Source organism: Paenibacillus sp. J31P190, from assembly GCF_059692075.1.
The window spans coordinates 1-23,537 of record NZ_JCAUAS010000029.1; the positions used below are offsets into that span (position 1 = coordinate 1).

The following is a 23,537-nucleotide window of genomic DNA, read 5'->3' on the forward strand; positions in this document are numbered from 1 at the left end:
CGGACGTTGGCCGGAGATCCGGCAATCATTCTGGCGGATGAGCCGACGGGTGCGCTGGATTCAAAGACAGGTATAGAAATTTTGGACATTTTCAAGAGATTGAATGAACAATGCAGGATGATCGTCTTGATTACGCACGACCTGGGGATTGCGCAGAAGGCGAAGCGGGTTGTGTATTTTCGGGATGGGCGATTGAGTGAGGTTAGATAGGTGGATGTAAGGACCGGGACTCCGTTGGAGTGCCGGTTTGTTTTTTTTTTACACTTAGGCATCGGGATTAAGCTAACGGGCAGGATAGTTGAGCAATACTAACGAAATAATTAAGTAATAAAGAGTTAAGAGAAGTTCAGCTTTTAATCACGTAAAAGGAGGTATGGTGTATGACGATAATGATTGGCTTCGTTCAAAATCTAAACGATAAGAAATGGCTCCGTGCAAAGTCTAAACTATGAACAACGGCGGTTGTTTGTATGGAGCTGGAAATAATTTGCCGCCATAGTGAAATGATTCTCATTTGTTTATAGTATAGACTTTGCCCCTTAAAACCAAAATTTTAAGGAGCAGAGCTAAAATGAAATATGCGAATGCAGTTACCGTCTTTCCAGAAGAATTACTAAAGGAAATACAGAAGTATGTAAAAGGTGGAATAATATATATTCCCTCCCCCGAGGAAACGCATAAGAAGTGGGGGCAAAATTCAGGGAGTAGAAAATATTTGGATGATCGCAATGAAGAAATCCGCGAAGGGTATTTAAACGGTTCTTCCATTGATGAATTATCAGATACATTCTGTCTTTCTTGCCATAGTATAAGAAAAATCATTTACTCTAAAAAATAATGGATACTAGAAGTCGCATCGGATCCGGGTGCGACTTTTTGTGTAAAATTTATTTTATAGTTGATTATTAAACATTCAAAAAGATCCGACCTTGCTATAATCTTATTAACAAATTATTGAAGGTGGGTACCTAAATGGATAATGTAAAAGGAATATGGAATGAATGGTCCGAAACATGGTATCAAAGGTATAGAACAGATAAGGCGATAGCAAAAATCATACAAACCCCTGAATCGGCATTTCATCGCACAACATATTCAATGATTAATAAGGCCTTGCTGAATTTGGATGGAAAGAAAGTATGTGTTCCTTCAAGTGGAGATAACCATGCAGTCTTCGCTTTTCATTTAATGGGGGCAAGGGTTACATCGTGCGACATATCGGAAAGACAAATAGAAAACAGCTCGAACTTGGCTCGGAAAAATGGATGGGACATTGAATTTATATGCGATGATACAATGCAACTAAGTAACATTAAAAGTGATGAATATGATTTTGTATATACATCGAATGGAGTCCATGTATGGATTAATGATTTAAACTCCATGTACAACAATATAAGAAGAATTCTTAAAAGCAATGGTGCGTATATCATGTTTGATATTCACCCATTTAGTCGCCCTTTTGCTATAGAAAAAGAGAAAATAACTGTAGTAAAGCCATATGACTCAATTGGACCTTTTCTTATAGATGATGTTCCAAGACTTCATTGGCGTATGCAGGATATAGCGAATGCTATTATTTCATCAGGTCTATGTGTTAAGCATATCGAAGAAATGTATGCAGAGGATGGCTCATTTTGGATCGATGAGTCAAAAGATGAAGGGAAATCGCTCTCAAAACAAGAACTAGATGACTTGTGTAGCTGGAAATTAAATCCCATGGCAGCCCTTCCTCAATGGCTTTCGATACATGCAGTTAAGTAAACCGGTGTTCAGGTAACTCATTAACCTAACGGAGAACGATAGTTCAGTGCGCCACGAGGCGCTGTAAATAGATGCTTCAGATAGAAGCGAAGGGGTACCTCATCCCCTATCAGGCTAGGATGGCATCCGTCGGATTCGAGCAAATCCGGGGTGTGAAGCCCATCTAACAATGTACCTGTGAGGAAAATTCATCTTTCCAAGAAGCAGGGCTAGCCTCTATGACCTGCCATGGTCAACGAAAGCAAAGTCATGTACGAAGCGCGGTCACGTTTAACACTCGAAACGAATGGATGATACGAGTGGTTGGAATGAGCGACTTGTCCTTGAACTTGGCAAATCGACCCGAATCAAAATTATCGGTGGCTGCAAGGATACAGAGGTACAATCCTGCAAATCTTCCCCGCGTTTAGTGACGACCTAAAGCAGCGAGACGACTTAAAGTGAACGTGGGAACCCCTCCTTTCCGTCCTTCTGGGACTGGACAGCTGACGTTAATGTGAAAGGAGGGGGACGGAGAATTCGTAGTAGTCGGAGACAGGGAAAGCCTATTACATGGCGAAGGAATCCAGTCTAAAGTGAGTGAGTATTTGCAAAGTAGAGCCCTACCAAATCTTTAAAAGGGGGGCGATTGCGATGTCTACCTTCGCTCTATCCTTCTATGAAGGATAGAGATTCGAAACCCAAACACGCCTAGCGCAACGAGTCATACAAAACCAAAAGTTTTCCCGGTTACATCAACTTCTTCGATGGAACGTTTTAATCGACCTTTCTATTACAAGGGTATTACGCAATTCGGGTTCCAAGACCCCGGGAGTGGATGGCAAAACTAGAAGTGACTACTCTACGCCGAAGGAAAAGTGGAACCTGCGGAACCAGGTAAAGGCCACCTTGATAAATGGCATGTCTTTACCTGTACGACGGATTTACATTCCGAAACCGCACAAGCCAAATGAAAAACGCCCGCTCGGTATACCAACACTTGTTGATCGGGTGGCTTAGTACGTAATACGTAGTATTCTAGAACCAATCTATGAAAGTAAACAACATCCGCACAGCTATGGCTTACATGCCATTGAAAACAATCAAGTTGTAATGGGTGTCAAACAGTATGATCAAGAAAGTTTCTTAATATATACGCTTTGGAATTATGCCAAAGCATTGAAAGATATGCTTAAAGGACAAAGAGATTCAATTGGATACTACCCATTTAAAGCAATATTTTGATATAAACAAAGACAAGTTTCCAAAGTACCAAAGTGTTAAGCTCCAGATGATTCAGATTAACTTTAAGGAAAATATGAAACTTGTGGATGAGACTAAAAAGAAAGCTGCGGAAATACTCATTCAGGAAGCAAAGAATAGATTGGATAACGGTGAGAAATTTGAAGATTTGATGAAAATATACAATGACAAAGGTGAAAAAATAGAGCTCATAGTGGGAAGCCAGCTCAGGCAACGTTCTTATTGGGAGAACTGTACAATTCGTTGCGCAACTCGGAGAACTGGGAGTAATACCGGTTTAGTTTGTCGGGATGAGCGGTTCGTTCCCGCAAATCGCTCAGCTTCATAAAAAAGGATCGTAGATCGCAGTTGATAATCCTGTCGCGCAGCGGTACGCCTAGAGGTAAGGTACTCTGCAAGTCCATTATGCATTTGGAGATCAGCAGTGGATCAGGAGCTTTAATCGGTGTGTCCATGGGGAGATTCAATTGTAGAAGAAATTCTTGTATGTCGTCTCCCTTGCAATGAAACCAGTCATTGATAAACGGGTTTTCAAAATCACGGTAGTAATAGGACGAAACGGGCTGAAATAAGATGAACGAGTTTTTATCACGGTAAAAGAGCTGCGGTGCAGATTCACCTCGGCACTGCTTTTAAAGAATACAAAGGCGTAATTTCCCGAGCCATTCGGTTGGTTAATCATGATACCGTCATGGTGAACGAAATGATACCCGCAAGTAATCAACTCAAGCATACGAACACTCCCAAGAGCACGATAGGTTAGTTTTTGACTATTATAGTTCATTGAATGCGAAGGAACAACCATCTATACTTTTTTCATCCAGCTATTAGATCGGAATTATAACGATAAATAATACCGGGATATAGGAGAACAACTCGTTCTCTCTATTTCAGCACTTGGAGGTAAGAGGATGACATTATGATCAATTCCAGATTGTCTTCCATAATGTGAAATCGGGAGCTGTTTTGGTAGAAATACAATTCCATTAGAGAAAGGAAGGCGACAAGGCGTGAAGATAGTGGGTGTAAAGGAAACGAATATCAAAATGGCTGCCGGCGAACCTCTGAACCTGCCGCAACTAGTCGAGGTCGAGCTGGAGGGCGGAATGGTCGAAAGATTTCCGGTCAGCTGGGAGCCTGTGGACCCTTCGCTTTTGGAGATGTCGGGAAGCATTATCGTAGCGGGGACCGTGGAGGGGGACAATTATCCGAACCCGCTGGTTCCGAATCGTGCTGATCCTTATGTGCTGAGGCATACGGACGGATATTATTATTTTACCGGGTCCGTACCAGAGTATGACCGGCTAGTGCTGCGGAGATCTCGAACCGTCGACGGTCTTTCGACCGCTGAGGAGACTGTCATCTGGACCAAGCACGAAGAAGGAGAGATGGGCAACCATATCTGGGCGCCGGAGCTTCATAGGATCGACGAAAAATGGTACATCTACTTCGCAGCTGGCACTGCGGAAAACAAATGGGACATCCATATGTACGTGCTTGAATGTGCAGATGAGAATCCACTTACAGGGAATTGGGTGGAGAAGGGGAAAATCGAGCTCCCGGTCGAGAGCTTCTCTCTGGACGCGACAACCTTTGAGCATAAGGGGGGTAGGTATTTGGTATGGGCCCAGATTTTCGAGGAATCCTGTCTCTACATCGCACTTATGGATAAGCCGTGGTCGATTTCAGGTCAACCGGTAAAGCTCTCATCCCCAGAACACGACTGGGAAATCCAGCGGCACCGCGTGAATGAAGGCCCAGCCGTGCTGAAGCGGAACGGACACTTGTATATGGCCTTTTCCGCCAGCGGTACGGATGACCGTTATTGTATGGGCTTGTTAATGGCGGCCGAAACGAGCGATTTGCTCGATCCTGCTTCATGGACCAAATCGAAGGAGCCGGTATTCGTCAGCAACGATGCCACTTCCGAGTACGGTCCAGGGCATAATAGCTTCACGGTGTCCGAGGATGGCTCCGCCGATCTTATCGTGTATCATGCTCGTCCCTATAAAGAGATCATCGGCGATCCGCTTTACGATCCCAATCGTCATTCTCGCGTTCAGCGATTATTCTGGAAGCCGGACGGCATGCCGTTCTTCGGCAAGCCGGGATGGGTGCTAGATCCGACCGATCGCAAGGTAAGAGCAATGGTGACAATACAGTAATATTCATCCGTTTTTAATCAAATTGTCTATTTTTAAATAAGAAAAAATCTATATTTTCAATAGTTTCGCGTTAATGGGCACCAGAAATTATATGGCACGACGGTAACTATCACATGTATGTCAGCTATATTCAAGGTGTACCAGATCGCTGGGCCGTCAATAAGCGCAGTATGCTTCACTATACGAGTCCCGATCTGCTAGCATGGACATACCGCTCCGCGATTAAGCTCAGCTCGGAACATGTTATCGACGCTTGCATATTCCAGATGCCGGATGGTCGCTTCCGGATGTGGTACAAGGACGAGGGAAACGGCTCGGTAACCTATGCCGTAGACAGCTCGAATCTTTATGACAGGCAGGTAGTCGGTCCCATCCTGACACATCGCGAGCATGAGGGACCGAACGTATTCCGCCTTAAAGGTTACTATTGGATGATCATCGACGAATGGCAAGGACAAGCTGTGTACCTGTGTACCGCTCTGATGATTTAGAGCATTGGGAGCGGAACGGTCCTCATACTCGATGGACCTGGTAGCCGTAAAGACGACGGTACAATCGGCTACCACGCTGATGTCTTGGTACAGGATGACGAAGCTTATATCTTTTTTTCACGCATCCGGAACGCAAAGGCGACTGGGACCAGATCAAGTCTTATGCCATGCGGCGCTCGTCGATTCAAGTGGCACGACTTGATATAATGGATGGCGTTTTAGTGTGCAATAGGGACGAAGTTTTCGAGATTGCGCTGCGCCCGGAAGATTAGAACTGGTGCGGGGAACCCTCCAATTTGGAGCATAATCGGTATTGGCAATTAAGAAGTAGACATGGGATTTTTTGAATGGTATCCTTATTTCCACAATGCGATCAAAGGAAAATTTCCGGATATGAAGGTCATTTCCTCAAGTGGCCCGAAAGTATTTGACCCATTGCCAACATCATTTAGAGGTCGTGAGAATATGGGATATCTCAAAAAATTGCCGATAAGAGTCCAGTTATCCGTATTGGTCATTCTAATTATCGTTATCGTTATTTTTATTATTTTTACCAATTACTTTAAAGCGGCTAAAATCGTAGAAAAGAAAAATAATGAATATTTTACGGAATTGATCTCTCAAATGAATCAAACCATATCATCCAACAGCGATGTTGTGAAGAGGATCGTTCAAAATATTTCTTATAATTCACCCATTGTTCAACAATACTTGAACGAGACTGATCAAACAGCTAAATATGAGGAATATACACAACTGAAAAGCTATATTTCAGATATGATCAGCATGAAAGATGGTATTTTGGATATCGCTCTGATCGGAAGCGACGGTACGAAATTCAACGTCAACGGTGATATCAATAACCTCTCCCCGCTAAAGGACGAAATACCGAAAAAACAGCTTCACTATTTTTCAGGACTGAAAATCCTCCCTTTCAATAACGAGAACAAAAATGTGTTTATTGCAGGAGCTCAAATCTATTCCATCGAGAACTTTAACTTTGAAAACACCAAAGAAATCGGCACACTCATGATTGTTTTGGATGCAAACGCTTTATTAGGTTCCTCAAATAAAGTGATGCGTCCGAGCGGAGGTAAGATATACATGGTGGATCGTAATGGCAACGTTTTTTATACCAATGATGACTCAGTAAAGCCCGGGAGTGCTTATTCTGACATTTTGTCTTTGGAAAAGGATAGGACGTATATCGTTCAGAAAGGCACGATTCCTGATGTCGGGGGGGAAATCATTTATAAACTGCCACAGCGCGAGCTTCTGAGTGGTATCGAAGATATTCGCAAGCAATCATTTATGATCTTCATTATCTCTTTGTTATTATTGGCCGTTCCTTTTTTTCTAGTGATCAATAACATACTCCAGCCTTTGAAGAAGTTAATGCGTTTAATGAATGAAATCAAATTAGGAAAACCGAAGAGCCTTCAAAAGCGAATCAATTTGCAGGGATATGCAGAAATTATTGTAATGGCAAACGAGTTTAACGAGATGCTGGATGAAGTTGACGAGTTAACTCATCGGCTGTTGGAAAGCAATACAAGACTGTACGAGGCAGAATTGGTCAAAAAGCAGTCCGAATTGGCGTATTTGCAAAGTCAAATCAACCCGCACTTTTTATACAACACGCTGGAATCTATCAAAGGAATTGCAGCAGATGAAGGGGTTGATAAGATTTATAACATGACAAAAGCTCTTGCCCTTGTTTTTCGATATAGCATCAAAGGAACGGATATGGTCCCACTTCGCGAGGAACTTACGATTATCAAAAGTTTTATCTTTATTCAAAAAATTCGTTTTGGGAACCGATTTGAAGTGAAATATCATTTTCCCGAAGCGATTTTGGAGTGCAAGGTACCGAAAATGATCCTGCAACCGATTGTGGAAAATGCAATTTTTCACGGGATTGAACCTAGAATCGGAGAAGGCTTGCTGCAGCTTAAAGGAGAGATTTCAGGGAATATAATCTTCCTATCCGTTAAAGATAATGGAATGGGCATAGAAGCTAAAAAACTTCGTTTGATTAAGGAAAGCTTGTCTGCTAATCAGGGGCTAATAGGCAAAAACCTCGATCGGACCGTCAATATTGGCATGACAAACGTTAATAATCGGATTAAGTTGAACTACGGGAACGAGTATGGCATTATGATCAACAGCGAGAGCGGTATGGGAACAGAAGTCGTCATCATGATACCGTATGGGAGTGGCTCAGATGTTTAAAGTCTACTTTGTGGACGATGAAGAACTGGTGATCAAGAGTTTAAAAGCAAGCGTAAATTGGAACGAATACGGGTTTGAGGTTGCAGGCTATGCTTTGAGTGGTACGGAAGCGTTCGAAGGGATAGCGGACATCAAACCGGATGTCGTGTTTACGGATATCCGGATGCCCGGCATGAGCGGCCTTGAACTCATTAAAAATTTAAAGGATACGTTCAGTCGTGCTCTGTTCATCGTTGTGAGCGGTTACGCTGAATTTGCGTTCGCACAAAAAGCGATTAATTACGGCGCCTTTGGTTATTGTCTGAAGCCGTTCGATGATGATGAGATTATTGGTTACTTAAAAAAAGCCAAGGTGATTCTCGAGGACCGCGAAACATCCATGGCAACAGATATTTTGGATTTCATTGAGGAAAATAATGAACATGGCAGGGAAGGCTTACGTAAGGCGCTTATCTCTTCGGGAATCGATATGGAATCGGCGAATGGGATGAAGGCCGTCGTTTCGATCGGAAGAAAAAAGCTAAAGCTTGATGGTTTGCGAGGCTGCATCACCTTGAGAATAGGCTTTGGCAAGTATGTATATCTTATTCAAGATAGCCTTGAAAATCGCTTATACGTCGATTCGCTGGAAGCTGAAACGAACGGAATCAAGGGGATCGGAGCCAGCAGCGTTATCCATAAGGTCGATCAGATCAAAGCAGCCATCCATGCGGCTGAAATCAAAGCGTACCTCTACTTTACAAAAGGTAAAGAATACAGGTTTTCGGATGAAGCAGTCGACCTCCCGGAGAAAGATTATTCCATCAATAAACTGATTGAAGCCACTTGGAAAAGTGATATGGTTGCGCTTTGTGATTTGCTAGACGAAATGGGGGCCTTATTTGTTAACGGGCACTTGAATATGAAGCATGCCCTGATCACGTACAATCATATCATGTCATTCGCCCATAACAGCGGAGAAGAACAATACGAAGATTTCATTTATTCCTATGACCAATTGGCAAGCTTGTTCGGCACCGCTTCGGACATGCTGTTGTTCCTGAAAGGGCTATTAACTGAAAAGCTCAAAACGAATAATGAATGGAGACCGCTTCATGCGAGAAATCGAACATTCAACGCCATATTTAAGTATATCAACGAAAACTATTGTAACGATATATCGATTCCAAGCATTTCCAAACAATTTAATGTGAATGCAAACTATGTAAGCCAGTTGTTCAAGAAGGAAGTCGGGACGACGTTTACGGAATATTTGGCAAAGCTCCGCGTCGACTACGCATGTCAATTGCTGACGACCACAGATTTACCGATGAACGAGATAGCCGAAAAAGCGGGGTATGACGATTACTTCTACTTTAGTCGGGTTTTTAAAAGAATGAAAGGGAAAACGCCCAGCGCCTATCGGGCTGGACAATAACGGAAAATCCCGGCTCTCAAGCCGGGATTTTCTGTTATTTATGGACGGTACTTAGATGTACATAGCTATTTCTTAGCATCCCTTCGAAATAAATGGTTAAGATTTCATTCGTATTGTGCAACTTTGTCTAAGATGTGTGAATGTTCCTTTCGACAAAATTCTCTTATGATTGACTTGTAAAAGAAAAAGACAGAGGTGAAACGGATTGGAGAAGCAGGAGTCACTCGAACTACAAAGCAGCATAGCCTTGCGCCCGTCAATCAAACAATTGTGGAAAGAAATCGTAAAACATAAGTACCTTTATGTTCTTGTGGCGCCACTCATTATTTTTTATATTATTTTCTCCTACATTCCCATGTACGGAATTGTACTCGCTTTCAAAGAATTCGACTACTCCAAAGGAATACTCGGAAGTCCATGGAATCATTTTCATAACTTTAGCGAAGTATTCGGAAATCCAGATTTTTGGGCCGCCTTTCGGAATACGATTCTGATCAGCTTGGGCAGGTTAATCATTGAGTTTCCGATTCCAATCGTTCTGGCCTTGCTGCTCAATGAAATTTCGAAAGGCCGAATGACACGCATTTATCAAACCGTCTTCACCTTTCCACATTTTATCAGCTGGGTTGTTCTAAGCGGAATTATTGTTGGGATATTTAGCGATCAAGGCTTGTACAATCAAATCCTTACGGTAATTGGACTTGAAAAAAAGTCCGTATTGACGGATGGTCCCAGTTTTACGGCCGTTTTGTTCCTGTCGAATATATGGAAAGAGGCAGGTTGGTCGTGCATTCTTTATTTGGCAGCTATCGCAGGAATAAATCCGGAGCTGTATGAAGCGGCAGCTGTTGATGGCGCCAATCGTTTCCAACAAATGAGGGCGATTACTTGGCCGGTTGTGAGATCAGCCGCGGCTATTCTCTTGATTTTGGCCGTAGGTCAAACTATGAACGGCGGTTTCGATCAGATCTTTAACTTGTACAACCCTGCCGTTTATAAATATTCGGATATTCTGGACACTTACGTGTATCGCAGTGCATTCACGGATTCGACCGGATTCGGTTTTGCTACGACTGTTGGCCTTTTGAAGTCTGTAATCAATTTTGCTTTGTTATTCGGCGCCAACTACCTCGTCAAAACTATTGGTAAGGAGGAGGGCTTGTAAGTGAAAACTAGAATGAATCCAACCAATCTTATCATTACTCTTTTCCTAGCTATCTTTGCTCTTCTTGCTTTGTTTCCTTTCTATCAGACGTTGATGCTGTCGTTCTCGACTGTAACCGATGTCGGTTCGAGCAGATTGTTCTTGTATCCGTCAACGTTTGATTTGTCATCCTATACGTATTTAATTATCGATGGGAAGGTCATTCGAGGGTTATTCGTATCCGTAATCGTAACCATAACAGGAACCGCTTTCAGTCTGATCGTATCTACCGCCGGAGCCTATGCTTTGTCCAAAAAGTCATTACCCGGAAGAAACATCATCTTTAATTGCATTATCTTTACGATATTCTTTTCTGGAGGGTTGATCCCGTACTTTCTAACCTTGCAAAAGCTTCATTTGCAAAATAGTCTGCTTGTGATGATCATACCTCTTGCCGTCAATACCTTTTATCTTATTCTGATGAAAAACTTTTTCAATACGATCGAGCCATCGCTGGAGGAATCGGCCAAAATCGATGGCGCCCATGATATTACGATTCTGGTACGGATTATAGTGCCCGTATCTATGCCGATCATTGCGACGATGATCTTGTTTTATGCCGTAGACCGTTGGAATGAATGGTGGTTGCCTACGCTTTTTATTAACGACACGAAATTGTATCCGCTTCAATTGGTGTTGCGAAATGCCTTGACGAACATAACCGCAATTATTAGCAACGCAACGGGCGCTCAATTGGCAAAGGGAACACAGAATATTTACGGAGATTCGGTCAGATCCGCCATGATTGTGATATCTGCAGTCCCCATTTTAATGGTTTATCCGTTTATCCAGAAGTATTTTGCCAAAGGAATCTTGCTTGGATCAGTTAAAGGTTAATAATACTAGCGAATGCTATTATTATAAATAGAACGATAAAAGGGAGAGTTTGTATGAAAAAAAGCAAAAAAGCGATGGCGCCGGCCGTGATGTTCGTTGTGCTGGCCATGGTAGCCGTAGGCTGCAGCAATAATGCAAAGAAAGACCAGTCAACGTCCTTTTCAACCACGCCGAGCGCAACCGAATCGGCAGCCAAAGCAAACGTGAAGCCTTTGGAGCTCAACATTTCCTGGATGGATATTAAAAATGGATTTGACGACCCAAGCGCCAAGAATGATACGATATTCAATGATGTGCAGAAAAAATTCAATATTACGGTTAATCCGGTACAGATCACCTGGAACGATTGGCAGGAAAAAGCGAAGGTATGGGCGGCTTCCGGACAACTGCCTGACATTTTCCCGAACGCTATTGCGGTAGACAATCCCAGCTTGTATGCTTCGTGGGCTAAACAAGGTGTTATTAAAGCGCTTCCGGACGATTTAAGCAAATATCCGAATATTGCCAAAATCATGAAGCTTCCTGCCGTTCAAGCGCTGAAGGTCGATGGAAAATTCTATATGATTCCGAGAATGACGTATAGCGATTCAAGCGATTGGGTTATGGACAGATCAATTATTTATCGTAAGGATTGGGCGGCGCAAGCGGGCTTCACATCCGATCCGAAAAGCTTTGATGAATTGGTCGCTATGATCAAGGCAGTCCAAAAGCAGCATCCCGGCATTGCCGGAATTGCGATTACAAACAAGGATTATTTGCAAACGCTATTTCTTTCAAGCTTCCCTGAACTATCGAACGGAAAATCTTGGACGAATGATGGCGGAAAATGGATACCTTCCTTTGCCTCACCCAAAGCATATGACGGAATCAAACAGTTGAGACAGCTTTATTCGGAGGGGCTGCTGGATAAGGACTTCGCGATCCAAAAAGAAAGAGACGGCGACAACAAATTTTTTAACGGCCAAGCTTTTATCTCCATGGGAGGAAGTTTTAACAGCGTTCCTAATGTCGATACATTTAAAAAGGCAAATCCTGGTGTAAAGATTGCAGATGCGGTTGGATTTATGAACTACACGCCTGCAGCGGATGGGAATCGATATACGTTCGTCGAAACGCCTTACTGGTCCGAGACTTACTTCAGTAACAAGATGGATGACGCCAAATTCAACAGAGCGCTTCAATTGATTGATTATATGGTCTCAGAGGAATATGATGCTTTAGCGGTAAACGGTATTCAAGGTGTAGATTACAAGATTGAGGGAGATAAAGCTATATCGCTGCTTAAGAGCGACGAGACCCTCCAAAAGAAATACCCGATCACAATCGGAATGGGTGCACTGGCATCATGGCGCGGCGCATTCAATAAATCTGGTAAAAATGTCGTCAATTCCAATCCGGATGTGGCTGCTTGGGTGGCCTATGATCATGATACTTTTGTGAAATTCAAGAAAGAAGACAAACCGGCGCCAATCAACTTCGATGTGATGTTAATGTCCACACCGGCGAAAGACAAACTCGGAGCATTTTACTCAGGGGCTAAGGACGATCTCATCAAAGTCATGCTCGGGAAAGACGATCCTGTAAAGATGTGGCAGGATGCGATTAAAAGCTATGATGCCAAGGGACTGCCAGAGGCCATTGCCGAAGTGAACGCGAAGGCTAAGGAATTGGGTATAAAATAGGCTTTTACACGGTTTATCACCTAGTAGTTCAGACCGAAGTTGCATATCAACTTCGGTTTTTTCTCCAAGAAAGTGTTTGCATATGAGCTGTATAGAGGATTGTCTAAGATAAATGCTACGCTGCGCAAAATAGAAAGCGTTTTCCTTTGAGGAAAAAACGGAGAGAACATTCATTTATTGAGGGAGTGAAATTATGTTTTTTAACAGAAGTAAAAAAAGGTCTACAGTGTTTTCTATTTTGCTTGCATTTTTAGTATGTTTCTTTCCAATGACGTTCACCTTGCCGACAAATGTTCAAGCGGCTACTACATTAAAGACATATGCGGCCCCATCGGGTGTCACATTGGACACCACCTTTACGGTACAAGTGCGTGTACCGGGTGGAGCTTGGCAGAATCTGGATGAATATCAAACGAGAATTGGGGCGCCAACTCGAGCCACCTATGCATCATTTGTTTATTTTGATACTAACGGTCCGGTGGATCTATCTGTTACCTATAATGCCGGAACGGTAACATCTGCTTCAGTCAAGCCTAACAATCTTGGTATTACTCCTGCCATCAACGGCAATACAATGACCTTTAGCATTTCCGGTCCCCAGAAGCTTGTATTTGATGTTAATGGCAATGTTGACAATGACCTGATGATTTTTGCCAATCCGGTAGAAGTTAATCCGCCAAGTCCTACTGACCCCAATGTCATTTACCTGGGTCCAGGTGTTTATAATCAGAACTACACCGTGCCTAGCGGCAAGACTCTTTACGTCGCAGGCGGAGCGGTCATCAAAGGCCAAGTGAATTTCAACAATGCCACGAATGCCAGGGTTCTTGGGCGTGGGGTTCTGGATCATCCCGCATCAACTGCCGTAGATCTCAATTTTGCCAACAATATCACAGTTGATGGTATCATACTTAATGACTACAATAACGCGAACAGCGGCGGCAACGGTATTCTTATCGGGAATTCGACCAATGTCACAGTAAATAATGTTAAAGTATTAGCTTTCCAGAGATGGTCCGATGGTATTGATAGTTACTGCGTTTCCAATGTTTCCATCAATGACGTATTTGTTCGCTCCGGCGATGATTCCATTTCTGTATACGCTTCTCGTTGGGGGTTCTCAGGAAATACGACCAATCTCAGTGTCACCAACTCGATTCTCATGCCGGGCAAAGCCCATCCGATCAATATAGGTACCCATGGCAATCCGGGTGCTGCTGGCGGCGGAGATATGATTGATACGCTCAACTTTTCGAATCTGGACATCTTGACTTATAACCCGTTAAGTGCCGGTTTCCCATTACAAATGTCCTTCACCGCCAGCGATGGCAGTCTAATAACCGATGCCAATTTCTCGGATATTCGGATAGACGATGCCGTTGTAAATAAGTTCATAGATATCAAAACTTTTAAAAATCCGGGTTATGGTCTTGGAGTTGGGCGTGGAATTAATAATGTCTATTTCAAGAATATTTCCTATACCGGCGCTAATAGCAACACGAACGATATTTTCGGCAATAGTTCCAACCAATTAACTCAGAACGTTACATTTGAAAATTTGACAGTAAACGGGAACCCAGTTCTGAGTGCCAGTGCTGGGAATTTTTCAATCGGAAACTATGCCAACAGCATTAATTTCATAGCTTCCGGTGCTACTCTGCCGTCAACGACACCGATTCCGCATTATGTTCCAATCAATCTGGCCTTGAAAAGGACCGCCAGCGCGGATAGTTCGCAGGCAGGCAATCCGGCTGCTAGCGGGAACGATGGTAACGATACGACCCGCTGGTCTGCGAATGATGGAAATACCGGCCATTCGTGGACGGTAGACCTTGGATCCAGCATGAATATCACCCGCGGCACTCAGGTTAAGTGGCAAAACGCAGGCGGAGGATATCAGTATAAGATTGATACCTCGAATGACAATATCAGCTGGAAATTAAAGGTTGACAAGACGGCTAATACCAGCACGGATCAGGTTCAATCCGATGTCTTCTACGATACCGCCCGTTATGTCCGTATTACCGTGACCGGACTGCCAAGCGGTGCTAATGCCAGTTTCTACGAGTTTAACGTGTTTGGAGATCAAGCCAACCTTGCGTTGAACAAGACCGCAAGCAGCGATAGCTCTCAGACTTCCAACCCGGCTTCCTTTGGGGCTGACGGCAATGCTGCAACCCGTTGGATTGCGAATGATGGAAATACCGGCCATTCGTGGACGGTAAACCTTGGTCAAAGCATGAATATCACCAATGGTACCCAGGTAGCGTGGGAAAAGAGTGGAGTTTATCCGTATAAGATTGAAACATCAACGGATAATTCAAACTGGACTACAGTCATTGACAAGACCGCCAATACAAGCACGGACCAGGTTCAAAACGATTACTTTACCGGAATCGCCCATTATGTCCGTATTACCGTGACCGGATTGCCAAGCGGTTCTAATGCCAGCTTCTACGATTTCAAGGTATTTGGAGATCCAACTAATCTTGCATTGAACAAGACCGCAAGTAGCGATAGTTTTCAGACAACGAATCCGGCCAGCAATGGTAACGATGGTAATACTGCAACCAGCTGGATTGCGAATGACGGACTTACTGGCCATTGGTGGATGATAGACCTTGGCTCAAGCAAGACTATTACCGGTGGCGCCCAGGTGATGTGGCAACAACCTAGTTCAATTTATTCCTATACGATTGAAACATCAACTGATAATACGAATTGGACTACTGTGATTGACCGAACTAACAATATGAACGATGCTCAGCTCTACAACAATTTCTTTACCGGCACCGCCCGTTATGTCCGTGTTACCGCGACCGGGTTGCCAAGCGGAATTAATGCCGGCATTTCCGATTTTAAGGTATTTGGAGACACAGTCGAAACCCTACCAGTGGCACAACTTCCGTTTGACGAGACAAGCGGAACGACGGCAAACGATATGACCGGCAACGGTTGGAACGGCACATTGGTAGGCGGCACTAGTTTTGTAGCCGGTAATAGCGGCAACGCAGTTGATTTGGATGGAACGAACGGGTACGTTTCTCTTCCGACCGGCGTTGTCTCCAAAGCCAGTACGGCTACCATTTCGGCTTGGGTGTATCTGGATTCTGCAAGCAACTATTCGCGGATTTTTGATTTCGGTTCCGGAGCGTCTACCAATATGTTCCTCACGCCGAAAAATTCCAGCGGTAAAATCCGCTTTGCGATCAAGGTCAATAACTCAAGTGAACAAAGAATTGACGGGCAAGCGGCGCTGCCGACAGGAGGCTGGCATCATGTAGCTGTCACCTTAAACGGCTCAACAGGTACCCTCTACGTTGATGGCTCTCAAGTAGGAATCAATACCGCGATGACGCTGAAACCATCCGATTTAGGAGCCACCACGCAAAACTGGATCGGCCGCTCCCAATACGCCGATCCTTATCTCGACGGGCGAGTTGACGACTTCCGTATCTATAATCGTGCTTTAACCGCTTCAGAAATCATGCATTTGAAGAGTGGGCAATCCGTGTTCCCGATCGCGGAGCTTCCTTTTGACGGAACAGCCGGAACGACGGTAACCGATGTTACCGGCAACGGCTGGGACGGCAGATTGGCTAACGGTGCAAGTTGGGTGGCAGGCAGAAGCGGCAACGCAGTGAACCTGAGCGGAACGAATCAATATGTCGCATTGCCAATCGGTGTTGTTTCCAGTGCTGACACGATGACCGTTACGGCCTGGGTCAATCTGAATACTGTAACCAACTGGACAAGGATATTCGATTTCGGTACCGGAACGTCCAATTACATGTTCCTGACGCCGAAAAACGGGACCGCCGGCAAAGTTCGCTTTGCGATCAAATCCAGTTCATCCACGGAGCAAGTTATCGACGGAACTGTGGGGCTGGCTGCGAGCGGATGGCACCATGTGGCAGTTACCCTGAATGGTTCGACGGGAACCCTTTACGTCGATGGCATGCAGGTAGGCACCAATACCGCCATGACCATAACACCTACCATGCTCGGTGCCACTACACAGAATTGGATCGGTCGCTCCGAATTCTCCACAGATCCATATCTGAATGGACTGGTGGATGGCTTCCGCATTTATAATCGTGCTTTATCCGCGTCGGAAGTATTGGCAGTGATGAACGAGTAGAATTCGCTATTCGGTTGTTTAACTATCGGAAAAGTTCCGTGGTCATCTCATACAGCGGTGCTGAGCAGTTACGATATATGATAATATGATAAAATCAGACTTCAAAATACATGAATTTATGCGTCTTAGTCGCAGCAAGGAGGGCTTTATTTTGTCAGTACATAATAGCAACTATACAGGTTATCTTTTGGTGCATTTTATCGGGGAACAGCGTGACGGCGAGCAGGTCTATTTCTCCTACAGTGAGGACGGCCTGCATTGGAAAGACCTGAACGCGGGCTTGCCGGTTCTGCGTTCCGAACTGGGGGAAAAAGGCGTGAGGGATCCGTTTTTAGTGCGCTCGCCCAAGGAGGACAAGTTTTATCTGATTGCCACGGATCTCCGCATTGCAAACGGAAAGGGCTGGTCCGCTGCAGTGGATGCCGGAAGCCGCGACGTGATCATATGGGAATCCGCCGACCTGGTGCATTGGTCTTCACCATGGGCAGTCACGCTTGGCGTACCGGATGCCGGCTGCGTTTGGGCGCCGGAGGCTATTTATGACGAAGCCTCGGACGATTTCTTGGTGTTTTGGGCTTCTGCGACGCAGGAACCGCATGAAAAAGAGCGGAAACATAAAATCTATAGCGCTCGCACCAGAGATTTTCGCAGCTTTACAGCGACTGAAAAGTATATTGAACGGGAGAACCATATCATTGACACCACAATAATTGCCCACAATGGTGCCTACTACCGTTTTTCCAAGGATGAAACGACGAAGAATATCCGGGTCGAAAAAGGCACATCACTGGATAAAGACTCATTCACCAGTCTGAATGCTCCGGTTTTGGAAGAATTGTTAGGAGTGGAAGGCCCGCAAATTTATAAGCTGGGCGACCGCGAGGAGTGGTGCCTTATTGTGGATCGCTTTGCGGAAGGAAAGGGCTACCTCCCCTTGCTGACCTCCGACCTTGAAAGCGGTGAATTCCAGGTTCTGCCGGAAGGGTCGTTCGATTTGGGGAAAACCAAGAAACGCCATGGCGGTGTCCTCCCGATTACCGATGATGAATGCAACCGCCTCCTGGCGGCGTTCGGCGATGGCCATCAGGTGCTGCCCGGACAATTCGCTGACCCGGATCTTGTGAAGTTCGGCGACCGCTATTACCTTTATCCCACAACCGACGGCTTCACGGGCTGGTCGGGCACGCAATTTCATGCGTTTTCTTCAGCTGACATGCGGATTTGGAAAGACGAAGGCGTGATTTTGGATCTTGCGACGGAAGATGTACCCTGGGCTGTCGGCAGCGCATGGGCTCCGGCCATTGCCAGCAAAAACGGTAAATATTACTATTATTTCTGCGGCAAAATGGAAAGCGAAGTGAGCGCCATAGGTGTTGCGGTTGCTGAAACTCCGGCAGGGCCGTTTCGCGCGCAACCGGAGCCGCTTATTACCATGGAACAGATGAAGCGTCTGGGAATCGCCATGGGCCAGGCCATTGACCCATCCGTCTTTATTGAGGATGACGGTACGGCTTACCTACTGTTTGGAAATGCACACCCTGCAATCGTACAGCTCGGCGAAGATATGATAAGCGTCATTGAGGATACGATGAAGAATCTTGCCGGACTGCACGACTTCCGGGAGGCGGTCACCGTTCTAAGGCGCGGCGGGCAGTATCACTTCACGTGGTCTTGCGACGACACCGGCAGCGAGGATTACCACGTGAACTATGGCACGGCGGAGCATCTTTACGGGCCGGTAACTTACCGCTACCCGGTTCTTGTCAAAAATAAGGAAAAGGATATGCTCGGCACCGCTCATCATTCGATTCTACAGGAGCCGGGCGCTGATAAGTATTGGATTGCGTATCACCGGTTTGTCACGCCGCTGACCAGGTTTACACAAGGAAAAGGCTATCATCGCGAAGTCTGCATAGACCCGCTCACCTTCGGCGAAGATGGGCTGATGAAGAAGGTGCAGCTTTAAAGGATTTGCTTGAACGAGGGGGAGAAACGCCTCCCCCTCGTTGAATACTGGAAAACCATCTCCCGGGATTTTCTTATAAATTCGATGCTTGAGATGGCTAGTGGGTAATAAAAGCTGATCGAAAACAGCTTCGCTGCATCTGTGAAAGTGTCACCCAAACAGAAGAAGTTTCATGCGGAAGACAGCAGCTTCTCGTACGATTTTCCGAAGCATATAGTTACTGTATTTAGAGTGAAATAAGTACAAAATGAAAGAGGCTATCACGGTTCAACCCGCGGATAGCCTCTGTTTCGTTTCGCTATTTTTGATTGACGATCCTGACACCGAAGATTCTGCCGGCGGATTTACCTTGGACTGAAGCAAACTTCACTTCCACCTTTCGTTTTCCTTCCGTCAAGACCATCGGAATATCGTAGTAAACCTCGAAAAGTTGATCCGGCGTATCTGCCTGCAGCTGCTGGTTCGCGATCACCGTTTCATCGATCAGAATCGCAAATTCCCGTTCGTACCCAATTCCATCAAAGTCAAATTCTTTATCACTGCCAAAATAAGTAATCTGCAAATACATCGGTTTATTCGGCTCCACGGCCATTTCATAGCTGAAGAAGCCGTCGCCAATACATTCGCGCCAGCCTCTGCTCGCGCCGTAGAAATATCCGGAGTTCGAATTCTCCGTACGGAGCTTATGCTCGACCTCCGGCTGTTGTTCGTTTGGCTGAACGAAGTCGACCGTAATCGCTCTAAGTCTATCAAGCTCTTCCTTTTCCTTGTCCCTGTAGGTCTTGTAGGATTTCTCATCCATCAATTTCCAATATAACGTGTAACGCTGATGGTGCAGCTCATAATACGGGATTAGGGTTATCTTGACATTGCCCGGTTGTCCCACCGCATCGGTTTCAAATGTCAACGGTGAGCCTTCTACCGGTTTGATCCATTGCTTGACGTCTTCCTTGGCAGCGACGAGGGTAGGGACCTCGATGAGTGGATGGTGATGCAGCTTCATATGGTCATCAAGAATGTCGGTTTCCGGAAAATTCTCCGTTCCGAGCGCTCCTGCCAATGCAATGGGACCGTACCTAAACCCGACTTTGCAGTGATCGTCCTTGGAGGTATAGACGTGAAGCTCCATCGGAAGCGCAATCTCAATGACATCGCCGGCAGTCCAAGCCCGTTCAATGGATAAATAGCCGCTCTCGGATCGGAAATACGTTTCCTTGCCGTTTACGATAGCCGTGACTGCTCCCGATACCCAATAAGGAATGCGGATGTGGAGCGTTACGACAGCCTTGTCCGCTTCTTCAAAAATAAGCTTCGTTCGGTCCGTCCGCGGAAAATCGGTCTCCTGCCTGAGCTTGATATGTTTGTCCTCAAGCCGGATTTCAGAAGCGATGAACAGATTCACGTACAATTCGTCCTGCTCCCGGTAATAAATCTGTCTTGTATAACGGGCGGGATTCTCCATCCCAGTGCCGGTACAGCACCAGAAGGATTGATCCGGCGTGCAGTACACCTTGAAATGTCCTGGCTCCGTTGCCATAAAGTAGGTTTTCATCCCGCTATCCGGATCTTGGGAGGCCAATATGTGATTGTACAGTGCATTCTCATAGAAATCCATATATTCAGCCTCGTGAGACCAACGGAATAAATGCTCGCTAAGCTTTAACATGTTATAAGTGTTGCACGTTTCCAGCGTCTCGACACCGAGTTTCTCCGAATTGACCGGTCCGAAATGTTCGTTGTTGCTGTTGCCGCCGATGATGTAAGAACGGTTTCTCGTGACTTCGTTCCAGAAGAAAACCGCCATTTTTTTATAAGTTTCATCCCCGGTAATCTCGTAAAGCTTGGCCGCCCCGATTACCTTCGGAATTTGCGTGTTGGCGTGTTTGCCCTCAAGCTCATCCACTCCTCTGGCCAGTGGCTCAAGTATGGCCTGATGGCAGAATCGGATCGCAAGCTCCAAATAGTCCTTATTGCCCGTTATGAGATAGAGATCGGCCATCGCTTCGTTCATGCCGCCGTGCTCGCAGATAAGCATCCGTTGAAATTGCTCATCGTTCAGCTTGTCCGTGCCCTTCTTCGCCCAGTCTGACAGCTTGATCACAACCTCAAGGGCTTTCCTGTTCCCGGCCAGAAGATAAGCATCGATTAATCCCGCATAGATCTTGTGGATACTGTACCATGGTACCCACTGACCCCCAAGATTGAAGTGTGCGACTTCAAAATCTCCCGTAAACGTCTTATTGAAGCACTCACGGGGGAAACCGCTGACATAGCCGTCCGGATCGTAGGACTGGATATGAGCAAGTTCATTTACCGCATATTCAAGCTTTTCCAGCAGCTTCCCGTCTCGAGTAACCGCATACATCGCGGAAACGGCCGACAGCCAGTGCCCAGTGGAATGACCGGAAATTCCCCGGGATTCCCAACCTCCATAGCGTGGCTTCTTCGGGGTTTGGGAAACGGCTTCATAGCAAGGTGCAACAAGCCTGTCGATATCCAGATAAAGCAGATACTCGTTCCCTTTCTCCTGCGATGCTTTATAGATTCCATCCAGCAGGTTTACATTTAGCATTGTTTTCATTATTTATGTCTCCTTCATATTGATTCCTGTTTCTGCAACCGGTGTGATCACGGCATCATACACTCTTAAGATTACCTTCAAACGACTGGGTTGGTAAATGGCAAAATGATCGATTTAGTGTAAAAATGTCAGATCTATGTTAACAGTGTAATTCATAACAATAGCTTGTTATCGTGTAAATACCTTGTTATGATTAGAACAAGTGCACCTCATTCAGGTGTCAAAAGGTAAGAAAAGCAACTATCGAAGCCTATGCGAAGAAGAGGCTCGGCTTTAGAGGTAGCTTTTCATGCCAATGGTGGTGAACAACCTTTGATGGTTCATACTTTTCAAGTAGAGAAGCCGCTGCAGCTGGTCATGACGGGTAAGTTCGTTGCTCCCTCCCCCGATTGGATGCACATGAGAAGAATGCTGATAGATTACGAGCTTTTCGTGCAGACCAAGGGGATTTTGTATATCGCGGATGAGCAGGAGATGCACATCTTGCACGAAGGCGATTATATACTCATGCCTCCTCGGACCAAGCAGTACGGCTACCGTGCATCTGACTGCAGTTTTTATTGGCTTCATTTTATGACAGAACAACAAGCGATCATGTCACAATTGGAAGAAGCTTATGAATGCCCCTCCGGATTCATCGCGATTCCAAGCAAGGGCACATTAAGCAACGCGGATAAGATCATTGTCATGATGAAACAACTGCAAGATTCGATTCGAAGTTATCAAGACCCGACGCTGAATAACTATTTGGTAACGAGTATTCTGTGCGAGCTAAGCAATCAAACTTTTAGAACCAGAAAAGCCTCTCAGCCAAAGTTGAAACAGCAGCAGCTATATAACGACATTGTTGACTACATCAAGTGGAACCGTGGTGAACAGCTTAAGACGTCACATATTGCAGAACGCTTCGGCTACAATGCCAAATATTTATCGCACCTTTTTTCCAAGATTGCCGGGGTACCGCTCAAACGGTATATTTTGCAGCAGAAGATTGAAGCCGCTTCCTTCCTGTTAACCGACACGAATATGACTGTCAATGAAATCGCGTTGCAGCTCAGTTTCCATGACAGCCAGCATTTCATGAAATCGTTCAAGCAGATGACGAATCTTACGCCAACCGGCTTCCGCAATGCAACTGCCAATCGATTATTGTTCTATAAGTGACCGCCCTCCTGTGGAGACCGCTTGAAGGATTTCAAGAATGCCTACTAACCTTTGAGGTAATGAATCATAATAGTTAAAATCATTAGTCCTATCCTGAAAATATCGTTCAACAGAATGCCTAAAAAAGGTAACAGGAAAGTGACCCTCCAGCGTGGTAAACAGACAATAAACAAAAGCCAGTCTAACACATTAGTTTTGTGTTTTGACTGGCTTTTTGTTTGATTACAGCACACAAATAAACACATTAAAACAACGTATAAGCCGTCCAATATATATGATAGTTTACTACCGAGAAGTAGAAAGTTACCATTCGAATGTTATGAAGCATCAAACCAATATAAATGTTTTACGAGAATTCCCTTCGAATTTTCCATTTTCCATCATCGTTAAAAAGAAAGAAGCAGATGACCGTGGTATCCATGCCCCCGATGTCCAGGATTGGAGCAAGATCCCGCTAATCGGCTGCGCCGAATTGGAATAAAACGTGGCGTCCCCAGATCATAGGAGTCGACAATCCGGTCCGCGAGCCACAAGATCAGAAACCAAGTCCGAGTCAGGCAAAGCAGCCGCTTGAGTATACTAAGGAAATGTAAAGGAACTTCGGAATGAAACCGTTCATGTGCATGGGCTTGCTTTTCATAGTATTGATGA

At 45.1% G+C, this 23,537-nt stretch carries 15 protein-coding genes and 1 pseudogene; 14 read left to right on the forward strand and 2 right to left on the reverse strand.

Going from position 1 to position 23,537, the window contains the following annotated elements; genetic code table 11:
* The 4 genes and pseudogenes from AC58U0_RS31775 to AC58U0_RS31790 all read left to right on the forward strand — a co-directional run.
* Positions 1-210, forward strand: a pseudogene (locus tag AC58U0_RS31775) (macrolide ABC transporter ATP-binding protein); the annotation flags it as partial.
* A 361-nt stretch (positions 211-571) separates the two neighbouring features.
* Complete coding sequence (locus AC58U0_RS31780) at positions 572-838, forward strand: CD3324 family protein (RefSeq protein WP_436236275.1); 267 nt, start codon at positions 572-574, stop codon at positions 836-838.
* Positions 839-972: 134 nt separating this feature from the next.
* Positions 973-1,764: a class I SAM-dependent methyltransferase gene (locus AC58U0_RS31785; protein ID WP_497382785.1), complete on the forward strand. Its 792-nt coding sequence runs from the start codon at positions 973-975 to the stop codon at positions 1,762-1,764.
* 1,192 nt (positions 1,765-2,956) lie between these two features.
* Complete coding sequence (locus AC58U0_RS31790) at positions 2,957-3,334, forward strand: hypothetical protein (RefSeq protein ID WP_497382786.1); 378 nt, start codon at positions 2,957-2,959, stop codon at positions 3,332-3,334.
* A 135-nt stretch (positions 3,335-3,469) separates the two neighbouring features.
* On the opposite strand, the gene AC58U0_RS31795 is transcribed toward AC58U0_RS31790, so the two are convergent.
* Positions 3,470-3,739 carry a hypothetical protein gene (locus AC58U0_RS31795; protein ID WP_497382787.1) on the reverse strand — a complete coding sequence of 90 codons (270 nt, stop codon included), beginning with the start codon at positions 3,737-3,739 and terminating at the stop codon, positions 3,470-3,472.
* A 277-nt stretch (positions 3,740-4,016) separates the two neighbouring features.
* Between AC58U0_RS31795 and AC58U0_RS31800 the strand changes: the two genes are divergently transcribed.
* The 9 genes from AC58U0_RS31800 (at position 4,017) to AC58U0_RS31840 (ending at position 19,141) form a co-directional block, all read left to right on the forward strand.
* Positions 4,017-5,171: a family 43 glycosylhydrolase gene (locus tag AC58U0_RS31800; RefSeq protein WP_497382788.1), complete on the forward strand. Its 1,155-nt coding sequence runs from the start codon at positions 4,017-4,019 to the stop codon at positions 5,169-5,171.
* 113 nt (positions 5,172-5,284) lie between these two features.
* Positions 5,285-5,662 (forward strand): glycoside hydrolase family protein, encoded by a 378-nt coding sequence (locus tag AC58U0_RS31805; protein WP_497382789.1) that lies wholly within the window; start codon positions 5,285-5,287, stop codon positions 5,660-5,662.
* A 333-nt stretch (positions 5,663-5,995) separates the two neighbouring features.
* The gene (locus tag AC58U0_RS31810; RefSeq protein ID WP_497382790.1) at positions 5,996-7,894 is read left to right on the forward strand and encodes a sensor histidine kinase; all 1,899 of its coding nucleotides are present in this window, start codon (positions 5,996-5,998) and stop codon (positions 7,892-7,894) included.
* Positions 7,887-9,311, forward strand: a complete 1,425-nt coding sequence (locus AC58U0_RS31815; protein ID WP_497382791.1) for a response regulator transcription factor — start codon at positions 7,887-7,889, stop codon at positions 9,309-9,311. Before AC58U0_RS31810 ends, AC58U0_RS31815 begins: the two co-directional genes overlap by 8 nt.
* Before the next feature lie 205 nt (positions 9,312-9,516).
* Entirely contained in the window at positions 9,517-10,476 is a 960-nt protein-coding gene (locus AC58U0_RS31820; protein WP_497382792.1) for an ABC transporter permease, read from the forward strand.
* Positions 10,477-11,352, forward strand: coding sequence for a carbohydrate ABC transporter permease (locus AC58U0_RS31825; protein ID WP_497382793.1), 876 nt, complete (start codon positions 10,477-10,479; stop codon positions 11,350-11,352).
* A 53-nt stretch (positions 11,353-11,405) separates the two neighbouring features.
* Positions 11,406-13,034: an extracellular solute-binding protein gene (locus tag AC58U0_RS31830; protein ID WP_497382794.1), complete on the forward strand. Its 1,629-nt coding sequence runs from the start codon at positions 11,406-11,408 to the stop codon at positions 13,032-13,034.
* 193 nt (positions 13,035-13,227) lie between these two features.
* Positions 13,228-17,175, forward strand: a complete 3,948-nt coding sequence (locus tag AC58U0_RS31835; RefSeq protein WP_497382795.1) for a LamG-like jellyroll fold domain-containing protein — start codon at positions 13,228-13,230, stop codon at positions 17,173-17,175.
* A 151-nt stretch (positions 17,176-17,326) separates the two neighbouring features.
* Complete coding sequence (locus AC58U0_RS31840) at positions 17,327-19,141, forward strand: glycoside hydrolase family 43 protein (protein ID WP_497382796.1); 1,815 nt, start codon at positions 17,327-17,329, stop codon at positions 19,139-19,141.
* A 298-nt stretch (positions 19,142-19,439) separates the two neighbouring features.
* Here the strand turns inward: AC58U0_RS31840 and AC58U0_RS31845 are convergent, their stop codons facing one another.
* Complete coding sequence (locus AC58U0_RS31845; RefSeq protein WP_497382831.1) at positions 19,440-21,713, reverse strand: beta-L-arabinofuranosidase domain-containing protein; 2,274 nt, start codon at positions 21,711-21,713, stop codon at positions 19,440-19,442.
* 324 nt (positions 21,714-22,037) lie between these two features.
* Between AC58U0_RS31845 and AC58U0_RS31850 the strand changes: the two genes are divergently transcribed.
* Positions 22,038-22,886, forward strand: a complete 849-nt coding sequence (locus tag AC58U0_RS31850) for an AraC family transcriptional regulator (RefSeq protein ID WP_497382832.1) — start codon at positions 22,038-22,040, stop codon at positions 22,884-22,886.
* The last annotated feature ends 651 nt before the right edge of the window (positions 22,887-23,537 follow it).